Annotated in this window: 19 protein-coding genes; all 19 read left to right on the top strand. The window is 66.2% G+C overall.

The genetic code is table 11. The annotated features are described in order from the left end of the window. Positions 1-10: 10 nt before the first annotated feature. The 19 genes from KQH53_10500 (at position 11) to torT (ending at position 21714) form a co-directional block, all read left to right on the top strand. Complete coding sequence (locus tag KQH53_10500) at positions 11-2050, top strand: hydantoinase/oxoprolinase family protein (protein ID MCB2227096.1); 2040 nt, start codon at positions 11-13, stop codon at positions 2048-2050. Continuing rightward, positions 2047-2376 (top strand): acetone carboxylase subunit gamma, encoded by a 330-nt coding sequence (locus KQH53_10495; protein ID MCB2227095.1) that lies wholly within the window; start codon positions 2047-2049, stop codon positions 2374-2376. Before KQH53_10500 ends, KQH53_10495 begins: the two co-directional genes overlap by 4 nt. A 2-nt stretch (positions 2377-2378) precedes the next feature. Continuing rightward, on the top strand, positions 2379-3332 hold the full coding sequence (locus KQH53_10490; protein MCB2227094.1) for a hypothetical protein: 954 nt from the start codon (positions 2379-2381) through the stop codon (positions 3330-3332). 25 nt (positions 3333-3357) lie between these two features. Continuing rightward, positions 3358-5502, top strand: a complete 2145-nt coding sequence (locus KQH53_10485; protein MCB2227093.1) for a hydantoinase/oxoprolinase family protein — start codon at positions 3358-3360, stop codon at positions 5500-5502. Positions 5503-5558: 56 nt separating this feature from the next. After that, entirely contained in the window at positions 5559-7637 is a 2079-nt protein-coding gene (locus KQH53_10480; GenBank protein ID MCB2227092.1) for a hydantoinase B/oxoprolinase family protein, read from the top strand. A 10-nt stretch (positions 7638-7647) separates the two neighbouring features. After that, a complete protein-coding gene (locus KQH53_10475; GenBank protein MCB2227091.1) occupies positions 7648-9237 on the top strand; it encodes an AMP-binding protein in 1590 nt (529 codons plus the stop codon). Positions 9238-9277: 40 nt separating this feature from the next. Beyond that, positions 9278-10318 carry an alcohol dehydrogenase catalytic domain-containing protein gene (locus KQH53_10470; protein MCB2227090.1) on the top strand — a complete coding sequence of 347 codons (1041 nt, stop codon included), beginning with the start codon at positions 9278-9280 and terminating at the stop codon, positions 10316-10318. A 66-nt stretch (positions 10319-10384) separates the two neighbouring features. Continuing rightward, the gene (locus tag KQH53_10465; protein ID MCB2227089.1) at positions 10385-10726 is read left to right on the top strand and encodes an SCP2 sterol-binding domain-containing protein; all 342 of its coding nucleotides are present in this window, start codon (positions 10385-10387) and stop codon (positions 10724-10726) included. A 112-nt stretch (positions 10727-10838) separates the two neighbouring features. Next, the gene (locus KQH53_10460; GenBank protein MCB2227088.1) at positions 10839-11228 is read left to right on the top strand and encodes an OB-fold domain-containing protein; all 390 of its coding nucleotides are present in this window, start codon (positions 10839-10841) and stop codon (positions 11226-11228) included. After that, positions 11221-12369 carry a thiolase family protein gene (locus KQH53_10455; GenBank protein ID MCB2227087.1) on the top strand — a complete coding sequence of 383 codons (1149 nt, stop codon included), beginning with the start codon at positions 11221-11223 and terminating at the stop codon, positions 12367-12369. The genes KQH53_10460 and KQH53_10455 overlap by 8 nt, the downstream gene beginning before the upstream one ends. A 24-nt stretch (positions 12370-12393) precedes the next feature. Continuing rightward, positions 12394-12834 (top strand): VOC family protein, encoded by a 441-nt coding sequence (locus tag KQH53_10450; GenBank protein ID MCB2227086.1) that lies wholly within the window; start codon positions 12394-12396, stop codon positions 12832-12834. Positions 12835-13314: 480 nt separating this feature from the next. After that, entirely contained in the window at positions 13315-13620 is a 306-nt protein-coding gene (locus KQH53_10445) for a hypothetical protein (protein MCB2227085.1), read from the top strand. Positions 13621-13791: 171 nt separating this feature from the next. After that, on the top strand, positions 13792-14871 hold the full coding sequence (locus KQH53_10440) for a hypothetical protein (protein ID MCB2227084.1): 1080 nt from the start codon (positions 13792-13794) through the stop codon (positions 14869-14871). A 12-nt stretch (positions 14872-14883) separates the two neighbouring features. Next, positions 14884-15192, top strand: a complete 309-nt coding sequence (locus KQH53_10435) for a hypothetical protein (GenBank protein MCB2227083.1) — start codon at positions 14884-14886, stop codon at positions 15190-15192. A gap of 221 nt (positions 15193-15413) precedes the next feature. Further along, a complete protein-coding gene (locus KQH53_10430; GenBank protein MCB2227082.1) occupies positions 15414-15791 on the top strand; it encodes a hypothetical protein in 378 nt (125 codons plus the stop codon). Positions 15792-15868: 77 nt separating this feature from the next. After that, positions 15869-17929, top strand: a complete 2061-nt coding sequence (locus KQH53_10425) for a TonB-dependent receptor (protein ID MCB2227081.1) — start codon at positions 15869-15871, stop codon at positions 17927-17929. A 138-nt stretch (positions 17930-18067) separates the two neighbouring features. Further along, complete coding sequence (locus KQH53_10420; protein ID MCB2227080.1) at positions 18068-19813, top strand: sigma 54-interacting transcriptional regulator; 1746 nt, start codon at positions 18068-18070, stop codon at positions 19811-19813. A 354-nt stretch (positions 19814-20167) separates the two neighbouring features. Beyond that, positions 20168-20476: a hypothetical protein gene (locus KQH53_10415; protein ID MCB2227079.1), complete on the top strand. Its 309-nt coding sequence runs from the start codon at positions 20168-20170 to the stop codon at positions 20474-20476. An 80-nt stretch (positions 20477-20556) separates the two neighbouring features. After that, complete coding sequence (torT, locus tag KQH53_10410) at positions 20557-21714, top strand: TMAO reductase system periplasmic protein TorT (protein ID MCB2227078.1); 1158 nt, start codon at positions 20557-20559, stop codon at positions 21712-21714. Positions 21715-21773 lie beyond the last annotated feature (59 nt).

Genomic DNA, 21773 nt, shown 5'->3' with positions numbered 1-21773 from the left:
GGGGACGGTAATGAGCTTCAGCATAGACATTGATACGGGCGGGACCTTCACCGACGGGTTTTTCCTGTCCGGGGACCGCTCAGCCTCGGTGAAGGTGCCGACCACGCCGCACGACCTGACCGAATGCTTCTTGAAATGCATCGAGGCCGGGGCGGCGCGTTTCGGGCTGCCGGTGGAGGACCTGCTCTACCAGACCGAGATCATTCGCTTTTCCAACACCATCGGCACCAACACCATCATCCAGCGTGATGGGGCCAAGGTGGGCCTGCTACTCAGCAAGGGCCACGGCGAGTACGCCCCCTGCCAGGAGGACGGCGGCAAGGCTCCCCTGGTGGCGCCGGACATGGTGCGCGAGATCGGCGGGGAGATCGGCCCGGACGGCGCGGTGCTCTCCGAGCCCGAGGCCGGCGAGGTTCTGGCCATGGCTCAGGAGCTGATCGACGCCGGGGCCCGTTGCCTGGTGCTGGCCCTGGCCGGCTCGGACCGCAACCCGGCCAACGAGCGCCTGGCCCGGCGGCAGATCAAGGAACTCTACCCCCGCGACTTCCTGGGCTCGGTGCCGGTGTTCTTGTCCTCGGACATCACCCGCCGCAGCGGCGAGGCGGCGCGGATCAACGCGGCGGTCTTGAACGCCTACATCCACGCCAAGCTGGTGCGCCTGCTCTACAAGGCGGGCGAGGAGCTGCGCCAGCGGCTCTACGCCAAGAACCTTTTCATCGTGCACAACAACGGGGCCGTGGCCCGGGTGGCCAAGACGCGGGCCATCAACACCTACAACTCCGGCCCGGCGGCGGGCCTGTTGGGCGCGCGCCTCATCGGCCAGCTCTACGGGGCCCAAGACCTGATCTCGGCCGACATGGGCGGCACCTCCTTTGACCTGGGCTACGTGAGCGCGGGCCAACCCAGTTACACCCTGGAGCCCGACGTGGAAGGCTTCGCGGTGAACCTGCCCATGCTCTCCATCCGGGCCATCGGCGCGGGGGGCGGCTCTATCGCCTCGGTAAACGGCAAGGGCCTGCAAGTGGGGCCCCAGTCGGCGGGCGCGCTGCCCGGCCCGGTGTGCTTCGACCTGGGCGGGTCCGAGCCCACGGTGACCGACGCGGACCTGGTGCTGGGCCTGCTGGACCCGGACTTCTTCCTGGGCGGCACCATGAAGCTCAACGCGGCCAAGGCCCGCGAGCTGCTGGCCAGCAAGGTGGCCGAGCCTCTGGGCATCAGCCCCGAGGAGGCGGCCCTGGCTATCAAGCAGGACATCGACAAGGCCATGGCCGAGGAGCTGGCCCGCATCAAGAACGAGCGCGGCGAGGGCTTCGATCCCCTGCTGGTGGTCTACGGCGGGGCCGGGCCGGCCCACATCTGCGACATCGCCTCGGCCGCCGGCCTCAAGAAGATCGTGATGACCCCCTTCTCGGCGGTGTTCTCGGCCTTCAGCTCCCTGGGCATGGACGTGGGGCACCTCTACTACCGCCGGGTGGGTCTGGGCCTGGACGACCCCGCCCTGGCCGAGGCCCTGGCGGCGGCCTACGCCTCCATGGACGCCGAGGCCCAGCGCGACATGCGCGGCGAGGGCTTCGCCCCCGAGGAGATGGCCCAGGCCCTGGAGCTGCTGGTGCAGCCGAGCGAAGGCGGCCCGGAGGTCAAGGTGGCCGCGCCGGTGGAGCTGATCGAGGACGCGAGCCAAATCAAGGCCGTGGCCGAGCAGGCCAAGGCGCTCCTGGCCGCCGAGGGCTGGGAAGGCGGCGGCGCCCTGAGCCTGAACACCATCAGCCTTTTGGCCCAAGCCTCGGTGCCGCATTACCAGTTCCCCCAGATGCCCCCGGCCACCGGCGAGGCCAAGGAGGCCATCAAGGGCGAGCGTCAGGTGTTCGCGGAAAAGGAAAGCCAAGGGGCCAAGGTGCCGGTGTACGACCGGGCCCGCCTGGGCAACGGCCACCAGATCAGCGGCCCCGCCCTGGTGGAGTCCGAACACACCACGGTCTATCTGCCTACTGGCTGGCGCCTGTCCGTGGACCCCTATAACAACGCGCTCCTGGAGGAGGTCCGGTCATGAAGGTCAGGATCACGGAGTACCTGGAGATAGACCTGGGCAACGAGATGTGGTGCTGCCAGCGCTGCGGCAAGGAGCTGGTCAGCGCCCGGGAGAACTACAAGAAGGGCTGCCTGGTGGCCGAGAAGGACATGGCCGAGGTGCATCCGCCCCTGGTGGAGGGCCAGGCCTACAGCTTCACCCCGGACCCCAACTACTGCCGCCTGCTGGAGTTCTACTGCCCCGGCTGCGGCATCATGGTGGAAAACGAGTACCTGCCGCCCGGGCACCCAATCACCCATGACATCGAGCTGGACCTGGACGCACTGAAAGAAAGGCACGGCGCGTAGTCATGGCCACCGGGCGGGAGCTATTCGCCAGCTTCCTGGAGGGCGCGCCTCTGTCGCGTCCGGCCTTCGTGCCTCTGGTGCGGGGGCTGGCCGCGCGGGTGGGCGGGGTGAAGGTCGAGGCCTACACCCAGGACCCCACCGCTTGGGCCAACCTGCTTATCAAGACGGCAGACCTTTTCAATCTGGACGGGGTGGTGGCCGGGCTGGACTTCACCCTCCTGGCCGAGGCCTGCGGCTGTCCGGTTCAGTGGCAGGACGACAGGCCCATGCTGGCCGGGCCGGCGGCCGCGCTTTGCCCCGAGCCCGAGCAGGCGGGCCGCCTCAAGGTGGCCCTGGAAAAGACCCGCCAGATATTCGAGGTGTCGCGCTCCAGCCGGGCCTGCGTGGCCGTGCTCACCGGGCCGGTGAGCCTGGCCGGGCAGCTCTTCGGCCTGGAAGAGGGTGCCGCCCGCCTGGGCGAGATCAAGCCCCTGGCGGTGCGGGTGACCGAGGCCTTCTGCGCCACGCGGCCCGACGTGCTCATCTTCCTGGAAGGTCACGCCCTGGCCCGGGAGCCCATCACCATGGCCCAACGCAAGATCTACAACACCTTGCGCAACCTGGTGGCCCACTACGACATCCCGGTGGGCATGTTCCTGCAGGACTACGAGGCCGAGCTGCCCGGAGGCCTGGAGCAGCTGAAGATGGACTTCCACGTCCTGGGGCAATCCCGCGAGGGCGGCCTGCCCTCCCGCCAGACCCTGGAGAACCTGGCCGGACACGGCCTGGGCCTGGGCATTGGCCTGCCCCTTGACGACCTGGAAGCGGCCCGCGAAGCGATGGCCCTGGGCCTGGAGCTCTACCGCTCCCAGGCCGGGCGCGGCTTTTTCTTCACCAGCCTGGGCCCGGCCACCCGCGAGGCCAACCTGGACACCATGCACCAGTTGGTAAAGGAGATCGCCCGGGTCCAGCTCTAGGCCCGGGTTTAAGGAGATTTGCCATATGGGAACGACGGTCAATATCGATATCGGGGGAACCTTCACCGATTTCTACGCCACCGAGGGTGAGGGCCGGGGGCTCATCACCAAATCGCCCACCACCCACTACGACCTCTCGGTGGGCTTCATGCGGGGCATCAAGCAGCTGGCCCGCGCCCAAGGGGTGGGCATGGGCGAGTTCCTGGGGGGCACCGAGGCGGTGCGCTACAGCACCACCCTGGGCACCAACGCGCTGATCGAGCGCAACGGGCCCAAGCTGGGGCTGATCACCACCGCGGGCCACGAGGACGCCATCTTCCTGGGCCGGGCCCGCTCCTGGGCCGACGGCGGCGACAGCCAGGGCAACAAGGATCTGGCCCGCATCAACAAGGCCGAGCCCCTGATCGCGCGCAACATGGTGGTGGGGGTGCGTGAGCGCATGGACTCCTTCGGCACCCCGGTCTGCCCCTTGAAGCGCGAGGACATCCTGGCCGCCTTGCAGGAGCTGGTGGACAAGGGGGCCATGGGCTTCGTGGTGTGCCTGTTGTGGTCCTTCTCCAACCCGGCCCACGAGCGCATGATCAAGCAGGTGATAGAGGAGGAGTACCCCGAGGATTACCTGGGCTCGTTGCCGGTGTTCCTCTCCAGCGACGTTTCGCCCAAGAGCGGCGAGTACACCCGCTTCATCACCACCATCGTCAACGCCTACATCCACGGCGTGATGGCCGACGAGCTGACCAAGCTGGGCAACGAGCTGCGCGACGGCGGCTACAAGCGGCCCCTGATGCTCATCCACAACACCGGCGGCATGAAGAAGGTGAGCCGCACCCGCGCGGTGCTCACCCACAACGCCGGGCCGGTGGCCGGGTTGCACGGCGCCCTGACCCTGGGCAAACAGTACGGCCACCAGAACATCATCTTCACCGACATGGGCGGCACCTCCTTTGACATCGGGGTGGTCAGCGGCGGCCGCTTGCAGACCTATGACTTCATCCCGGTGATCGACCGCTGGCGCACCAACATCCCGGCCATCGAGGTCAAGTCCATCGGCGCGGGCGGCGGCTCCATCGCCTGGGTCAACGAGCTGATGGGCAACTCCCTGGAGGTGGGGCCCCAGTCCGCCGGGTCCATGCCCGGCCCGGCCTGCTACGACCTGGGCGGAACCGAGCCCACGGTGACCGACGCGGATTTGGTGCTGGGCTATCTGAACCCGGAGAACTACCTGGGCGGCGAGATGCTCCTGGACGAGGACCTGAGCAAGGAGGCGATCCAGAGCCGCATCGCCGAGCCCCTGGGCATCGACGTGGTGGAGGCGGCCCGGCGCATCCGCGCGGTGGTGGACGCCCACATGGGCCAGGCGGTGTTCAACGAGGTGGCGCTCAAGGGCCACGACCCCCGCGACTTCGTGCTCTTTGCCTGCGGCGGGGCCGGGGCCACCCACGCCTGCGGCTTCGCGCCCTACCTGCAAGTGGACAAGGTCGTCGTGGCCTCCACCTCGCCGGTGTTCGGGGCCTACGGCGCCTCCACGGTGAACATCCAGCAGGTCTGGGACAAGTCCAAGACCATGAAGGTCTTCTACTACGCCGAGCAGTGCTACACCCAGGACTACGCGGCCTTCAACACGGTGGTGGAGGAGCTCAAGGAGCTGGCCACCGCCGACCTGGGCCTGGAGGGTTACACGCCGGAGCAGATCGGCTTCCGCCTGGAGCTGGATATGCGCTACGGCATGCAGTACAACCTGACCAAGATCATCAGCCCCCACCTGAGCGTGTCCGGCCCGGACGACTTCAAGGACATCTGCGACCGCTTCACCGAGGACTACTCGGCCATCTACACCCCCGAGGCCACCTTCCCCCAGGGCGGGGTGAACGTGGAGTGCTTTTACCTCACCGCCTACGTGCAGACCGAGGGCACGACCATGCAGCCCGAGCCGGAAAAGGGCGAGACCCCGCCCGAGGCGGCCCGCCGCGAGCCGCGCCAGGCCTATTGGCAGGCCCTGGGCGGTTTCCAGCAGACCCCGGTGTTCGACTTCGACGCCCTGGAGGCGGGCAACCGCATCGAGGGCCCGGCCCTCATCGAGGCGCCGGAGACCACCTACGTGCTGGAGCCGGGCTGGAGCTTCGTCAAGGACGGCTTCGGCAGCGGAGTGCTCCGGCTGAACCGGGGATAGGGCGACAGACGAAACCACACCGCCGGCCGAGGGGGCCGGCGAGAGGGAGATAAGCCATGTGCGCGATGGTCTACGCAAGGGACATGGAGGTGGTGCAGCGGCTCAAGCCCGAGCCCATGACGCCTCGCGAAACCGCGGCCCAGGACAAGATCGACGACGTTGAGTACGACATCTTCGTCCACAAGATGAACATGGTGGCCCAGGAGGGCAAGGAAACCACCATGAAGCTGGGCGCCTCCTCGGGCATGCGCTGGGGCGATGTGGCCTTCGGCATCTACACCGCCCAGGGCGACCTGGCGGTGGTGGCCACGGGCATCTGGTTCCACGCCGTGTTGGGCCAGCTCCCGGTGAAATACATCGTCAAGCACTACCTGGACGACGAATCGGTAGGGGTCAAGGAAGGCGACTCGTTCTTCTTCAACGATCCCTTCTACGGCGGGGTGCACCCGGCGGACATGGGCCTGTGCGTGCCGGTGTTCCACGAGGGCGAGTTGATCTGCTTCGTGGGCGCGGTGGTCCACTCCGGCGAGAACGGCGGCACCGACCCGGGCGGGGTTTGTCCGCGCGCCCGCACCAAGTACGACGAGGGCTTCATCGCCCCGCCCATCAAGGTGGGCGAGAACTACGTCCTGCGCGAGGACATCCTGGCCATGATGGCCTCCATGAACCGCGACGCCCGCACCATGATCCTGGACATCAAGGCGCGCCTGGCCGCCTGCCGCATCGCCCAGCGCCGCATCCTGGACTTCGCCTCCCAGAAGGGCTCGGACCTGGTGGTGGGCGGGCTGCGGCGCATCCTGGCGGTCACCGCCGATGCGGCCCGCCAAAAGGTGAGCCAGCTCAACGACGGCGTGTTCCGCCAGCCGCGCTTCATGGACACCGTGGGTATGGCCGAGGATCTGACCAAGATCAACCTGGCGGTGGTCAAGAAGGGCGACACCATCAAGCTCGTGTTCGAAGACACCAGCCCCATGCTGCCCGACAAGCCCTTGAACAGCTTCTTCCAGGGCATCATCGGCATGGCCATGGTCTACTTCTGCGGCTGGTTCCTGCACGACCTGCCGGCCAACAACGCGCTGTTGGCCCCCATGGAATGGGAGTTCCCCGAGGACTGCCTCTTGAACGCCAAGGGCGAGGCGCCCACCACCATGGCCCCCTTCCCCCAGACCCTGTTCGCCAACGCCATGTTCATGGCCGGGGCGCGCATGACCTATCACATGGACCCCAGCCGGGCCCAGGCCTCCTGGTTCCAGGGCTTCGGGGTGCCCCTGTTCGGCGGCATGAACCAGTGGGGCGAGCCGGTGGCCGACATCACCCCGGAGATGAACGCCACCGGAGCCGGGGCGCGCAGCGACCAGGACGGGGTCAACGGAGCCGGGGCCTTCTTCGCCACCATGAGCGACTGCTCCGACGTGGAGACCACCGAGGCGGACCGGCCCTTCATGTACCTGTTCCGCAACTACTTCAAGAACTCCTACGGCCACGGCAAGTATCGCGGCGGGGCGGGGATCGGCTTCGGCATGAAGATGCACCATGTGCCCGGCGTGGCCATGGGCTGCTTCGGCTTCGGCTCGCGCTTCCCGGCCACCTTGGGCATCTTCGGCGGCTATGCCGTGCCCCCGGTGTTTCTCAGCACCGTGCGCCAGAGCAACCTGGGCGGGCTCCTGAGCGCCTCGGAAAACAGCCTGCCGTGCAACCTGGACCAGGTGTACGGCGAAGGCAACCCGGAAGAGGGCCAGCGGGAGTACCACCACATCACCCATCCCATCCAGCTGTTCATGTACGGCGACACCTTCTACGTGCCGGTGGGCGGGGGCGCGGGCTACGGCGACGTCTTGGAGCGCGACCCCCAGGCCGCCCTGAACGACCTGGCCGAGGGCCTGGTCTCGGAGTGGGTGGTGGACCACGTGTACAAGGTTTCCTACGACCCGGACACCCTGCGCCTGGACGAGGAGGCCACCAAGGCCCGGCGCCAGGAGGCGGTGGCCGCGCGCCTGGCCTCGGCCAAGCCCTATGACGAGTTCGAGGCCGAGTGGCTCAAGCTCAGCCCCAGCGAGGACGTGCTCAACTGCTACGTCACCTATCCGCACCCCAAGGTGGGCATCAAGCAGGGCCCCCTGATGCCCAGCCTGTAGAGGAAGCGCCATGACCCAAGACAACCTGACCCACAGCCGGGTGGTGCACCGCGCCCTACAAGACAAGGCGGCCGAGTTCGGCAACCGCGAGTTCCTGCGCTTCGGCGAGGAGTCCTTTGGCTACCAGGACTTCGACCGCGCCTCGGACCAGGTGGCCGCCGGCCTCCAGGCCCTGGGCGTGGCCAAGGGCGACAAGGTGGCCATCCTCATGAGCAACCGCCCCGAGTACCTGTTCCTGTGGTTCGGCCTGAGCAAGCTGGGCGCGCTGGAGGTGCCGGTGAACACGGCCCACCGCGGCGATCTGTTGGCCTACATGCTGGGCCAGTCGGGCAGCAAGGTGGTGGTGGTGGAGGAGCCCTTCCTGGAGCGCCTGGTCCCGGTGCTGGGCGAGCTGCCCGGCCTGGAGCGGGTGGTGGTGCTGGGCGGGGAGGCCTCGGACCTGGGCAAGCCCGCCACGGCCTACGCCGCGATGGTGGCCAACGACGGAACCTACGCCCCCGCCGAGGTGCTCTGGAACGACCCCTTTGCCATCGTCTACACCTCCGGCACCACCGGGCCTTCCAAGGGCTCGGTGATGCCCCACAACTACGCCCTGTTCATGGGCGACATCTGCCGCGGCGCCGCCGAGTACGGCCCCGAGGACTGCCTGTTCAACGCGCTGCCCCTGTTCCACGGCAACGCGCAGTTCCTCTCCACCATGCCCGCCCTGATGAGCGGGGCGCGCATGGTCTTGGGCAGGCGCTTTTCGGCCAGCAACTTCTGGTCCGAGGTGAAGAAGTACGGCTGCACCGAGTTCAACTACATCGGCGGCATCTTGCAGATCCTCTACAAGGCCGAGCCCAGGCCCGATGACCTGGACAACCCGCTGCGGGTGATGTTCGGGGCCGGCGCGCCGCCGGACCTGTACAAGCCTTTTGAGGAGCGCTTCGGGGTGCGCCTCATCGAGGGCTACGGCATGAGCGAGATCGGGGTGCCCATGCTCAACACGGTGCGCAAGCGCAAGATCGGCTCCTGCGGCCCCTTGCTGCCGGGCTATCAGGTGAAGCTGGTGGACGACGACGGTCTTACCGTTCCCACCGGCCAGCCCGGCGAATGTTTGCTGCGCACCACCGAGCCCAACTGCCTGCTCCTGGAGTACCACGACATGCCCGCCCAGACCGTGGAGGCCTGGCAAGACCTGTGGTTCCATACCGGCGACTATCTGATCCAGGACGAGGACGGCTACTACCATTTCGTGGACCGCAAGAAGGACGCCATCCGCCGCCGGGGCGAGAACATCAGCTCGTTCGAGGTGGAAAAAGGCATCCGCACCCACGAGGCGGTGATGGAGTGCGCCGCCGTGGCCGTGAAGTCGGCCATGGGCGAGGACGAGGTGATGGTGTGCCTGACCCTCAAGCCGGGCATGGAGCTGAGCCCCGAGGAGCTCATCGCCCACTGCGCCGAGCGCATGGCCTACTTCATGGTGCCGCGCTATCTGCGCTTCATGGAGGCCCTGCCCAAGACCCCCACCGAGCGGGTGCAGAAGGTTCTGTTGCGCAATCAGGGAGTGACCGAGGACACCTGGGACCGCGAGGCGGCCGGAGTGAAGCTGACCCGTTGAGGCGGCGACGACAACTGGAAGAAAAGGGGAGGGTGGATTAATGCAAGCGGTAATGCTGAAACCCGGCCACCAGCTGGCCCTGGAGGAAGTGCCCAAGCCGGCCATCGACGCTCCGGGGCAGATGCTGGTCAAGGTGACCACCACCGCCGTCTGCGGGTCTGACCTGCACATTAAACACGGCGAGATCCCCATCATGCCCGGCACGGTGATCGGCCATGAGTTCGTGGGCGTGGTGGAGGAGGTGTCCGAGGGGGTGCGCCTGTTCAAGCCCGGCGACCGGGTGGACGTGCCCGCCTGCCTGTGGTGCGGCTGCTGCTCCGCCTGCCAGCGGGGCCAGGTGCAGTATTGCGAGGTGGGCGGCGTGTGGGGCGGCGGCTTCTACAAGGGCCGCCCGCTCTCCGGGGCCCAGACCGAGTACGTGCTGGTGCCGGACGCGGACATGTGCGCCGTGCCCATCCCGGACAACGTGAGCGACGAGCAGGCCATCCTGGTGGGCGACGTGTGGGGCACCGGCTACCACGCGGTGGTGGAAGGCGGTGTGGGCCCCGGCGACACCGTGGCGGTGTTCGGCTGCGGCCCGGTGGGGCTCTGCGCTATCGCCTCGGCCATGCTCTACAGCCCGGCCCGTTTGTTCGCCATCGACGTATTGCCCAACCGCCTGGCCCTGGCCGAGCAGTTGGGCGCCGAGGTGATCGACGCCAGCAAGGTGGACGTCACCAGCCACATCCTGGGCCTCACCGACATGCGCGGGGCCGACGTGGCCATCGAGGCGGCGGGCCTTACCACCACCTTCAACCACGGCCTGGGGGTGCTGCGCCGGGGCGGGACCTTGTCCATCGTGGGGCTCTTCAACGAGCCGGTCTCCCTGAATCTGCCCATCCTGGGGCTCTCGGGGGTGCGCATCAGCATGGGCCTGGGCAACCTGGGCCACATGCGCAAGCTTATGAGCCTGTTGGAGAACGGCCGCGTGGACCTGTCCATGTTGACCACCCATACCTTCGAGCTTTCCCAGGCCATGGAGGCCTACGAGCTGTTCGAGCATCACAAGGACAAGTGCATCAAGGTGATGCTCAAGCCCTAGGGACCGCCAGGGGATCGTTTCATTCGACGGGCCGCGAGGGGCCCATCAAAAAAAGGGAGGAACAGGATGCCTTTTACCGAGCCCATTCAAGCCATGGAAAAGATGCTGGAGGTGTTCAACCCCGAAGCCGCCCAGGGAGTGAACGCGGTGTTCCAGTGGGACGTGCTGGGCGACAACGGCGGGGTCTGGCACATCAAGGTGGCCGACGGCACCGCCGAGCTGGTCAATGAGCGCCACCCCACGCCCACCGTGTCCCAGACCTGCGGCACGGACCTGTTTTTGTCTATGGTCAACTACGAGATCGACGGCATGCAGGCCTTTATGAGCGGGCGGCTCAAGATGACCGGCGACATGAACGTGGCCATGAAGATCTACGAGCTGTTCCCCCTGCCCCAGCCCGGCGAGTAGGGAACGCCCGCTTGGGGGGGCGGCATCGCCGCCTCCCATGGCCCTTGACCATGGGGAAGCCATGACACCAGACGACAAACAAAACGACCTTCCCTTGATACCGGAGGGAATCGTGGGCCGAGACCGGGAAGGAGCCCCGCACCTGATCGGAGGCCGCTGCCCGGACTGCGGCCGCGATTTCTTCCCCCGGCCGCGCTACTGCCCCTCATGCCTGGGGCCGCTGGAAGAGCGGAGCCTGGGTGGCGACGGGGTGATCCACAGCTTCACCGTGGTGCGGGTGCGCCCGCCCCTGGGCCTGCCTCATCCCTATGCGGTGGGCTTCGTGGACCTGACCGAAAGCGGCCTGCGCGTCTTCGGCCTGCTGGACCCCGGCCGCATCGAGGATCTGGCCATGGGCAGCCGGGTGGAGCTGAGAACCGCCCCCCTGGGGTTGGACAACCGGGGCGAGCCCTGCGCGCGCCCCTTCTTCGGCCTGGCGGCGGGGGAGGGCGGCGATGCCTAAGCCCATGGTAATCGGGGCGGGGATGATCCCCTTTGGCAAGCACCCGGAGCGCACGGTGGTGGACATGGGGGCCGAGGCCGCCTATCTGGCCCTGAAGGACGCGGGCATCGGGCCGGAGCGGGTGGAGGCCTGTTTCTTCGCCAACGCGGTGAGCAGCCGCCTTTTCGGGGATAGCACCATCGGCCAGAACGTGTTCTGGGAGGTGGGCATCAACCGGGTGCCGGTGGTCAACGTGGAGAACGCCTGCACCTCCGGCTCCACCGCCTTCTACCTGGCCTGCAACGCCGTGGCCGCGGGCCAGGCCGAGGTGGCCCTGGCGGTGGGCGCGGAGAAGATGTGCGTGCCCGAGTTCGGGCTGATCAACTCCGGGGAGAGCGAGTGGGACACCCAGCTGGGCCTGGTGGCCCCGGCCAGCTTCGCCCTGCGGGCCAAGCGCCACATGGCTGAGTTCGACACCAGCCTGGAAGAACTGGCCCTGGTGGCGGTGAAAAACCGGGCCCACGCCGCCCGGAACCCGGTGGCCATGTTCCGCGAGGCCATAACCGTGGACGAGGTGCTGGCCGCGCCCATGATCGTGGACCCGCTCACCCGGCTGCAATGCTGCCCCATCGCCGACGGCGCGGCCGCCGCGCTGGTCTGCTCGCCCTCGGCGGCCAAGGAGCTGGGCGGGGACGCGGTGCGGGTGGACGCGGCGGTGCTGGGCACCGGCGACTACCGCTCGCCCCAGAACCTGGCCAGCTGGGAGACCGACTACCGGGTCTGCGGCCAGGCCTATGAAAAGGCAGGCATGGGCCCGGTGGACCTGGACCTGGTGGAGTGCCACGACGCCTTTAGCATCTCGGAGATTCTGCACTACGAGGCCCTGGGCCTGTGCCCGCCCGGCGAGGGCGGACGCTTCGTGGCCGAGGGGCACGCCTCCCTGGGGGGGCGGGTGCCGGTGAACCCCTCCGGCGGGTTGCTCAGCCGGGGGCACCCGGTGGGCGCCACCGGCGTGGCCCAGGTGGTGGAGCTGGTGAGCCAGCTGCGCGGCCGGGCCGAAACCCGCCAGATTCCCGGCGCCCGGGTGGGCCTGGCCCATTGCATGGGCGGGGACAAGGCCGGAGACACCAAGTCCTGCACCGTGATCATTCTCAGCACCTGAATCAATCATCGCGAGGAGAGGACCTTGTCCGCTCACATACATCACGTGTCGGTATTTGTGGAAGATATGGAGCGGGCCCTGGAGCTGTTTTGCGGCATCCTGGGCCTGGAGGAGATTCAACGTCTGGACGGGGTGCAAGGCTCGCGCATCTCCGCCCTGCTGGGCAAGGACGACTTCCAGGCGAACATGGTTTTCCTCAAGCACCCCAAGCAGAAGGTCTGCCTGGAGCTGGTGCGCCAGACCCGGCCCCAGGCCGAAACCCCGGAGCCCGGCGCGGCGGGCCGCTTCGGCATCAGCCTGACAGTGGCCGACCTGGACGCGGCCCACGCCGGGCTGCGCCGGGCGGGCTGGGCCCCCCTGAGCGAGCCCCTGGAGATGATCGACCCCTCGGGCCGGAGCATCCGGCTGTTCTGCTTTCTCACCGAGGACGGCCTGATGGTGGAGCTGATCCAGCAGATCGCCTAGTGATACATAGGAATTCCACACGGTTTTTGTTGATTTTTCATCCCGGTCGGCTATAGTTTTAGTCGACAGGCCACTCGGTTAATGGGGTGGGTGGCCTTTGGTAGCAGAACCAAATAACGGGTCTTTCTAGCAAAAGGCCCGCTGAAGGTCGGCCGGGGAGGCAACTGCCCGGTGCGCCAGAATAATCAGGAGGGGTCAGCCATCGGGCTGGTCCCTTCTTCTGTTTTGGAAAGGGCTCTTTGAAATGTACCGTGAAAACGGCTTGTTATTCGAAGGGGCCTTTGGCGGCCGCAGCCACGCAAATTTTTTGCGGGCGCGGGTGAAAAATATTGCGGGCGCGTTGTTTCGCGCCGGCATTTCCGGTTAAATAGAAAATAGAGATGCTCGGCGGATATAACCATAGGCAATAACTATGTTTTGTCTGGTGAGACGCCGGCTGAACCCAAAAACGGACCGAATTCAAATCGGCGAGAGACTGGCATGAAAATCAACACTTTGGCAATGAGCACCGGCCTGTGCCTGGCCCTGACCCTGGGGATCTACCTGGCGTCGAACACCCAAGCCGCGGGCAACTGCACCATCGGCGGGGAAATCGGCCCGGGCGTGAAGGTCGTGATGAACGACCAGCAAAAGACCCGGCCCCCGGAGCAAAAGCAGGACCAGCAGCAGGGCCAGCCGGCAAAAGCCGCCTCCCAAGACCAGGGCCAAAAGGCCGACAAGCCGGCGGACAAAAAGCCGGCGCCCGCGCCTCTGGTGCCCATCATCGCTCCTGACGAAGGCTGCTGAGCCAAACACGGCCTGATTTCTGTTCCCCATGCGAGAGGGGAGGCCCTCCCCGTGTTGGGGTGGGCCTGGACGTCCAGGCGTATAACGGAGGACAAAATGTTTCACAAGACCTTAGCGGGTCTCGGCATTCTAACCATGCTCACGGCGGGAGCAATCCTGCCGTCGGCGGCAATGGCGGCCGACAAGGCCGAAGCGCGCGCCCTCATGACCGCGCCCGCCAAAAACTGCGCCGTGGTGGCGGAGTTTCCCGGCATTCAAGATGTCACCACTAAAAGCTATATCCGCAAGATAACCCTCAGCGAGGGTCTGGTGATCCGCAAGAGCCGCATTGAAAACGGCAAGATCATCATCCCCCCCTCGGGGCTCTACTACACTACCCGCACCCCCAAGAGCGGCGTGCTGCAGGGCGACAAGGTCCTGTTGCTGGGCAAGCTCTATCAGTTCGTGGATCAGTCCACCAAGCTGGACGTGATCACCAACGTGTGGGTGGGCAAGAAGAAGGGCGTGCCCTTTGGCGACGCCACCAAGCGCCTGCGTCTGAGCAAGCTGGCCATGGGCGCCAACGGCTTCCCCGTGCCCAACGCCACCTTCCAGATCCTTAAGCAGTCGGGCAACTACTACGGCGTGGCCTTCCCCGTGGCCACCAGCAACCTGTTCACCGACATCACCAGCGGCAAGCTGAACAACGGTTCCGGCCGCAAGACCGGGACCTACCTGCCCACCGACAAGGGCCAGGACTTCGAGACCGAGTATTACGCCAGCTCGGTGGCCATCAGCGGCCAGACCTATCTGGTGGCCGACAAGGTGACCCCCAAGGGCGCTCAGGTCAAGGAGTTCGCCACCGGCGCCCTGACCTCCATGCTGCTTAGCCCCAACGAGCCGGTCGAGGCCGTGGTGGGCGTGGGCGAGAAGGTCAAGGGCGGCGGCTTCACCGCCGAGGTGACCAAGGTCGGGCCCAACTGGGCCGATGTGAAACTGACCTGCGACAAGAGCGGGGCCGCTTACACCAAGCGCCTGGGCCCCCTCACCGCCGACGTGCTTAAGTACATGCCGGTGGATGAGGAGCGCCGCGCCCGCTTCATCCTGCGCGACCCCGCCGACCGGGTTCAGCTCCAGCTGAACATCTACAAGGCCGGCGGCGCCTTCCAAAACGGCAAGGTGCAGCTCGCGCTGCTCACCGACCTGGTCAAGCTGGGCAACCCCAGCCCCTGGACCCCGGACAAGCGGTTCATCTACCGCCCGGACACTTGAAGCACCTGCTCCATGTTCATCGAGGGTATGCTTGAAAACGACAAGCCCATCGTCCTCGATGCAGCCAACAACGTGTTTGTTGGTCCGAACGGTTACTTCAAGGTCGTTATTGACAAGTTCGACGGTAAGACCATCCAGGCCTGGCACGTGGAAGACGCCAAGGGCAACTCCACCGGCAACCTGGCCGGCCGCGCCCAGGGCAAGAACATCGATCTGCTGATCAACAAGAACTGCCGCACGGTCTCCCACTTCATGAAGCGCATCGCGCTCCAGGTGCTGGCCGAGCAGCAGAAGCAGATCAAGGAACTGACCAAGAAGTAATTCTGGCGCGTCCCCCCCTCTCGCACCCGCAAGGGCCGCCGGAAAACCGGCGGCCCTTTCTTTTGGCCGGGGGCCGGGCGCGGCGGCTGCCTGGTGGTGCGACGCCGCGCGGCAGGATGTCCTTTACACTGCGCCGGGGTTGCGATAATGTTTCCTCGTAATACGAGGTATTACGCAAGACATCATGTTCAATGCTCCCCCTCAACCCTGCCAGAGGCGGTATGCTCCAACGCGGCTCAGGCAATAGCCCCACCCATCCGAGGCGCCGGGCCCTGGCCTGGCTGCTGGTGGGGTTCATGCTCTACGCCGGTGGCCTGGGGCATCTGCTGCACCCCTGGCTGCACGAGCATGGTCCGCGCCACGCCCACCCCTCGGGCGGCCTGCATGCCCAGGCCTTGGCCGAGTCCCCCGCGCACGGGCCTTGCGCGTTGTGCGCCTTTTTGGCCCACTTCCTGGCCAAGGCTGACGCGGCCCTGGCCGGCGTGGCGGGCTCCCTGGCCTGCCTGGGCCAGGCCTTCCCCCGTGGCGAAGGGCCCCTGGCAACCGCCGACCGCCGCCTATGCGCCTCGCGTTCTCCCCCCCGCCAAGCCGTGGTCTGATCTTTTGACATCGGCTTGAACTTTCCCGGGGCCGCCAACCGCGGCGCGCCCCAGGGACCTTATTGCGGGGAGAAAAAATGAACACCGCAAGAATTTTGCGCGCGGCGGTTGCCGTGCTTTGCCTGTTGGCCGGGATGGCCGGCGTGGCCGGGGCCCAGGAAAAGAGCGCCCCCGCAACGCCCGTCACCGAACTGAGCGAGACGGTGGTAACCGCCTCGGGCCAGGAATCCAGCGCTTTTGACACCTCGGTGCCCATGAACGTGATCACCTCCGAGGCCCTGGAGGAGCGGGGAGCCATCTCCATGGAGGACGTGTTCCGGGGCGAGCCCGGCCTGAACGCCTCCACCACCGGCCCCAACAGCGTGCGGCCCATGATCCGGGGCCTGTACGACGAGCGGGTGCTGGTGCTGATCAACGGGGTGCGCCTGAGCGAGCAGCGCCCGGGCGGCAACCACATCCTGTCCCTGGACCCGGCCCAGATCGAGCGGGTGGAGGTGGTGCGGGGGCCCTCCTCGGTGCTCTACGGCTCGGACGCCATCGCCGGCGTGATCAACGTGATTACCAAGCAGGCCCCCCGCAAGACCAGCAAAAAAGCCCGCCTGGACAGCGAGGCTTCGGTCACCGGCCTGAGCGATCCCCAGGGCTACCGGGCGGCGGCCAACCTGGGCTTCGGCCAGGGCCGCCTCAACGGCCTGGTGGGCGGCTTTTACCGCGACAACCAAAACGTGGAGACCCCGGATTATGAGCTGAACAACAGCTCCTATAAGGGCGGCATGGCTTGGCTGGGGGGCAACTACCTGGGCCCCGTCTGGCAGGCGGATTTCTACTATTACTTCATGGACGCCACCCTGGGCATCCCGGCCGCTCCTTCGGTGGTCAGCGACAAGTTCAAGGACGAGAAAGAGCACTTCCTCTCCGGCCGCCTGAACGGCCAGCTCAACTACGCGGTGGCCGACCGCATGGAGCTGTTGATCGGGGCCCAGCGCCACCAGCGCAACCGCGAGCGCCTCTTGGACCAGGGCATACCCCCGGCGGTGCAGGGCGACATGGACGTGAACATCACCGTGGACATCGACACCTTTTCCTTAAAGCCCATGCTCTTCAAATCGGTGGGCGAGCGCCAGAAGCTGGTCTACGGCCTGGACAGCTTTTTCGAAAACGCCACCAGCGGCCGCACCATCACCGACACCGCATCGAGCTGGGTGAACCCACTGTTCAACAACGTGCCGGTGATCCCGGACTCGCAGCGTTGGGGGGTGGGGGTGTTCGCCCAGGACGAGATCAGCCTGGCGCCCCTCTGGAGCCTCACCGCCGGGTTGCGCTACGACTGGATCAACTCCTCCACCGACGGGGCCAAGGGACACGACATCACCTCGTCCATGAGCCAAACCGACAGCGCCATGAGCGGCAGCCTGGGGCTATTGTTCCGGGCCACCGACGAGTTGAACCTCTACGCGAACGTGGGGCGGGCCTTCCGCGCGCCCACCCTGCTGGAGCGCTATTTTTACGGCCCCCACGACAGCTCCAAGAACGACGTGGGCGACCCCAATCTTTCGCCCGAGACCTCCTGGAACTTCGACGTGGGGCTCAAGATGCGCACCGAGCGCATGAGCGGCATGTTCAGCCTGTTCTACAACCGCATCGACAACTACATCGCCAAGCTGGACACGGGTAGCGAATACACCTGGAGCAACCTGGACCAGGCCCTGCTCTACGGCGGCGAGCTGAGTCTGGACGTGGGCATCGTGGGCGGGCTCTCGGCCTTCACCACGGCCAGCTACGTGATCGGCCAGGACTTGGAGGACGATTCGGACCTGCCCAGCATCCCGCCGCTCAACGGGAAGACCGGTCTGCGCTACGACCAGGAGCTGGCCACGGGCCGGGGATGGGCCGAGTTCAGCCTGCTGTGGGCCACGGAGCAGGACAGGGTGGCGGTCAACGAAAAGCGCACCGGCGGCTGGGCCCGCTTCGACCTTCGTCTGGGCTGGTCCCTGGGCAAGAACAAGCAGGTCATCTTCTCGGTGGAGAACATAGGCGACCGCTTTTACTATGACCACGTCTCGCGCACCTGGCAGGATCTGGGCCTCTCCTCCCAGCCGGGACGCGCCTTCAAGCTGATGCTGCAATGGAGCTTCTAGCTCGGCCCCGCGGGCCCGGCCGCCGGGCCGGGCCCGCTCCTTTCGGGGGGCGGCGGCCGGGACTGGGCCCCCAATAGCCCATTGACATGAGGCGGGCCATGCGGTTGTCTTAACCTAGTGACCCCAAGGAGAAAATCCATGCCTCGCCCGGCCCCGGATCTCGCCCTGTTAAAGACCGCCCAGTTCGACCAGATGCGGGTGGGGGTGCTGGCCATCGACCCCCGGGGCCTGATCTCCTATGCCAACTCCGCGGCCGGGCGCATGCTCCAGCACGAGGCCGGCGACCTGGCCGGGCGGCCCATCGAGGTGGTGGAGCCCGACGCCTGGCGCCAGGCCCAGGCCATCTTCGAGGGCGGCGCGCCCCTGCTGGGCGCGCGCCTGCGCCACGGCCACCACTTCCTGTTGCTCAACTATTTGCCCGTGTTCGCCGAGGGCGAGGTGGCCTGGGTGCTCATCATGATGGGCGATCCCTGGGACAGCGAGCAGGGGGCCCTGTTCCCCGAGCCCTACCGCGCCTCGGCCTCTTATCTGGAAGCCATTATGGAGTCGTCTTTCGACGGCCTGTGGATCACCGACAGCCACGGGGTGGTGGTCAAGGTGAACCGGGCCGCCCTGCGCATGGTGGGCCTGCCCCGCCACAAGGTCGAGGGCCACTTCGTGGGCGATCTTCTGCGCGACGGCAACTTCAACGACTCGGTGACCCTGGAGGTGCTCAAGCGCAAGACCACCTTCACCATGGTGCAGCACCTCAAGTCGGGCAAGAAGATCCTGGCCACGGGCAGCCCCATCTACGACGCCGAGGGCGAGATCGCCTTCGTGGTGATCAACGACCGCGACATCACCCTCTTGGACCGCATGCGCCGCCAGCTGGAGGAAAGCGAGGCCAAACTCCAGCAGTTCCGCTCCAGCCTGTTCGAGCCCCAGTCGGCCGAGATCGTGGATGGCGAGTTCATGTGCCGCAGCCGGGCCATGAAGCAGGTCTACGAAAAGGCCCTGCGCGTGGCCCCGGCCCAGTCCACGGTGCTCATCAGCGGCGAGTCCGGGGCGGGCAAGAGCATGTTGGCCCGCCTGATCCACAACAAGTCCACCCGGGCGGCCGGGCCCTTCGTGCGGGTGGACTGCGCTGCCATCCCCGGCTCATTGTTCGAATCCGAGCTCTTCGGCTATGCCAAGGGCGCCTTCACCGGGGCCAGCCGGAGGGGCAAGGCCGGCCTGGTGGAAATGGCCCAAGGCGGCACCTTGTTTTTGGACGAGATCGCCGAGCTGCCCCTGGAGCATCAGGTGAAGCTGCTCCGGTTCATCGAGGAGCGCCGGGTGGTCCGGGTGGGCGGCGGCCAAGCCATCGAGGTGGACACCCGGGTGATCGCGGCTACCAACAAGAACCTGGCCCAGGAGGTGGACGCGGGGCGCTTCCGCGAGGATCTCTACTACCGCTTCAACGTGGTGCCCCTGTCGGTGCCGCCCCTGCGCGAGCGGCCCAGCGACATCTTGTTCCTCATGGGCATCTTTCTCCGGCGGGTGAGCAGCGAGAACCAGATCTTCAAGGATCTGACCCCCGAGGCCCGCACCCTGCTGCTCAACTACAACTACCCCGGCAACGTGCGCGAGTTGGATAACATCATCGAGCGGGTGATGATCCTAAGCCCGGAGGAGGACATCCGGCCCGAGGACCTGCCCTCCGAGGTGCGCGAGTTGCCGGCAAACGTGCCGACTTTGGACTGGTCCCAGGGCTTCGACCTGCGCCAGCGCCTGCGCCAGGTGGAGCTGGAACTGATCCAGGAGGCGCTCAAGCGCCTGGGCACCCAGCGCAAGGCGGCCCAGCACCTGGGAGTGAGCCAATCCACCATTGCCAGGCGTCTTCAGGAGGCTGAAAACGATTCATAAATGCATAATTGATTCACTGCTGAATATAATAAGGGAAACTGAAATTGCTATTTAACAGTTAGCCCGCCTGGAATCACTCGCCCCGACAAAATAGTCTACTATGTGTAATAACGACTAAAGCGCTCGTTATTTGTAATTTTTTTCACTATGTGATAATCGCGGCCGCCTTTGAGGCGGCTTTTGTTGATGCAAAATTGCATCATTGGCCGGGCAACCCGGCAAGCCTTGCCGACTCTGGCCGGCTCTGGTCATCAGATTTATTCCCTATTGGATACAGAGGGTTGCGCCCTCGCGCCCCGCCCCAAGCCCCCCGCGGTTCGGGGCTTGGCACGGATGTTGGAACTATCCAGGCCCATGAGCCGCGTGTTGCCCATAGAAATCGAGAAATACCTCGACCACCGCTATTCCCACCTGGTTTCACGCATCGAGGACCCGGAGCTGCCCGATCGCATCCGCCGGTTCCTGGAAGAGCGCGGCACCCGCATCAATCAACAAGGCACCATCGTGGACGAGGCCGGGGAGAACTGGGCCGTCTTCTCCTTTGCGGGCGAGAGCGCCCGGCCCTTGGTGCTGGAGCTTTTGGAAAACGGCTACCCGGCCAACATCCGGGGCATAGACGCCAAGATGATCCAGAACGACGGTTCGGAGAACGGCCTGCCCTGATCCGCCGCTCCGGGCCCCGACGTTTTCCGGCCCGCCCCGGTGGGCCGAACGAGTCGATAAACCTCACGGAGGAGAAGGAAATGCTCAAGAAGATGAACCTGGGACCCAAGACAATGGTGGCTGTGCTGGCCGCGGCCATGCTGCTCATGAGCGGCATCACCGCCCTGGCGGCCGACAAGTACAAGCAGTGGTGGCCGGTCAAGGTGAACGCCTACTACGGCAAGTACGACGTCAAGATGAAAAAGGCCGGCCGCCCCTCGGGCAGCCTGACCGGCCCCAAGGTCGAGGCCTGGTATCCCCCCAAGCGGGCCAACAAGCCCTACACCATCGGCGTGTCCTTCCCTCACCTGAAAGACCCCTACTGGCTGGCGGTGGACTACGGCATCATCAGCGAGGCCAAGCGCCTGGGCGTGGGCATCAAGCTGGTGGCGGCCGGCGGCTACACCGAGCTGGCCAAGCAGGTTAGCCAGATGGAGAACCTGTCCCAGCAGGGCGTGGACGGCATCATCCTGGGCTCCATCTCCTACACCGGCCTGGACCCGGTGGTGAAGGAGATCGTGAAGAAGGGCATCCCGGTGGTGGAGGTAATCAACGACATCCAGGCTCCGGCCATCACCGCCAAGGCCATGGTGTCCTTCTATGACATGGGCGTGCACGCCGGCGAGTTCGTGGTGGGCGACGCCAAGGGCAAGAAGGAAGTCAACGTGGTCTTCCTGCCCGGTCCCGCGGGCAGCGGCTGGGCCCCGGACACCCTGGACGGCTTCAAGGAAGCCATCAAGAAGTTCCCCGGCAAGGTCAACATCCTGGCGGTCAAGTGGGGCGACACCGGCAAGGCCGTGCAGCTCAAGCTGATCGAGAACGCCCTGCAGACCTTCCCCAAGATCGACTACCTGGTGGGTAACGCCGTGGCGGCCGACGCGGCCGTGGGCCCGGTGGCCGAGATGAAGCGCAAGGACGTCAAGATCGTGTCCACCTACATCATCCCGCCCCTGTACGACAAGATCGGCAAGGGCCTGGTGGCGGCGGCTCCCTCGGACCTAACCGTGACCCAGGGCCAGATGGCCGTGGACGTGATGGTGCGCATCTTGAACGGCGAGAAGCCCGGCAAGGACTTCCCCTTCCGCGCCGGTCCCATCATCCCCACCATCACCAAGGCCAACATGGCGGACTACCCCTATGACACGCTCTTCGGGCCCCGTTCCTTCCGGCCCGAGTTCAGGGTGGAGCCCAAGAAGTAAGCCTAGCTGAACCCTAAACCACGCCGTGCGCGGCGGGCGCCTTCGGGCGTCCGCCGGGC

The organism is Desulfarculaceae bacterium (genome assembly GCA_020444545.1).
Lineage (GTDB): Bacteria > Desulfobacterota > Desulfarculia > Desulfarculales > Desulfarculaceae > Desulfoferula.
This window is presented reverse-complemented; position numbering and strand designations above follow the sequence as displayed.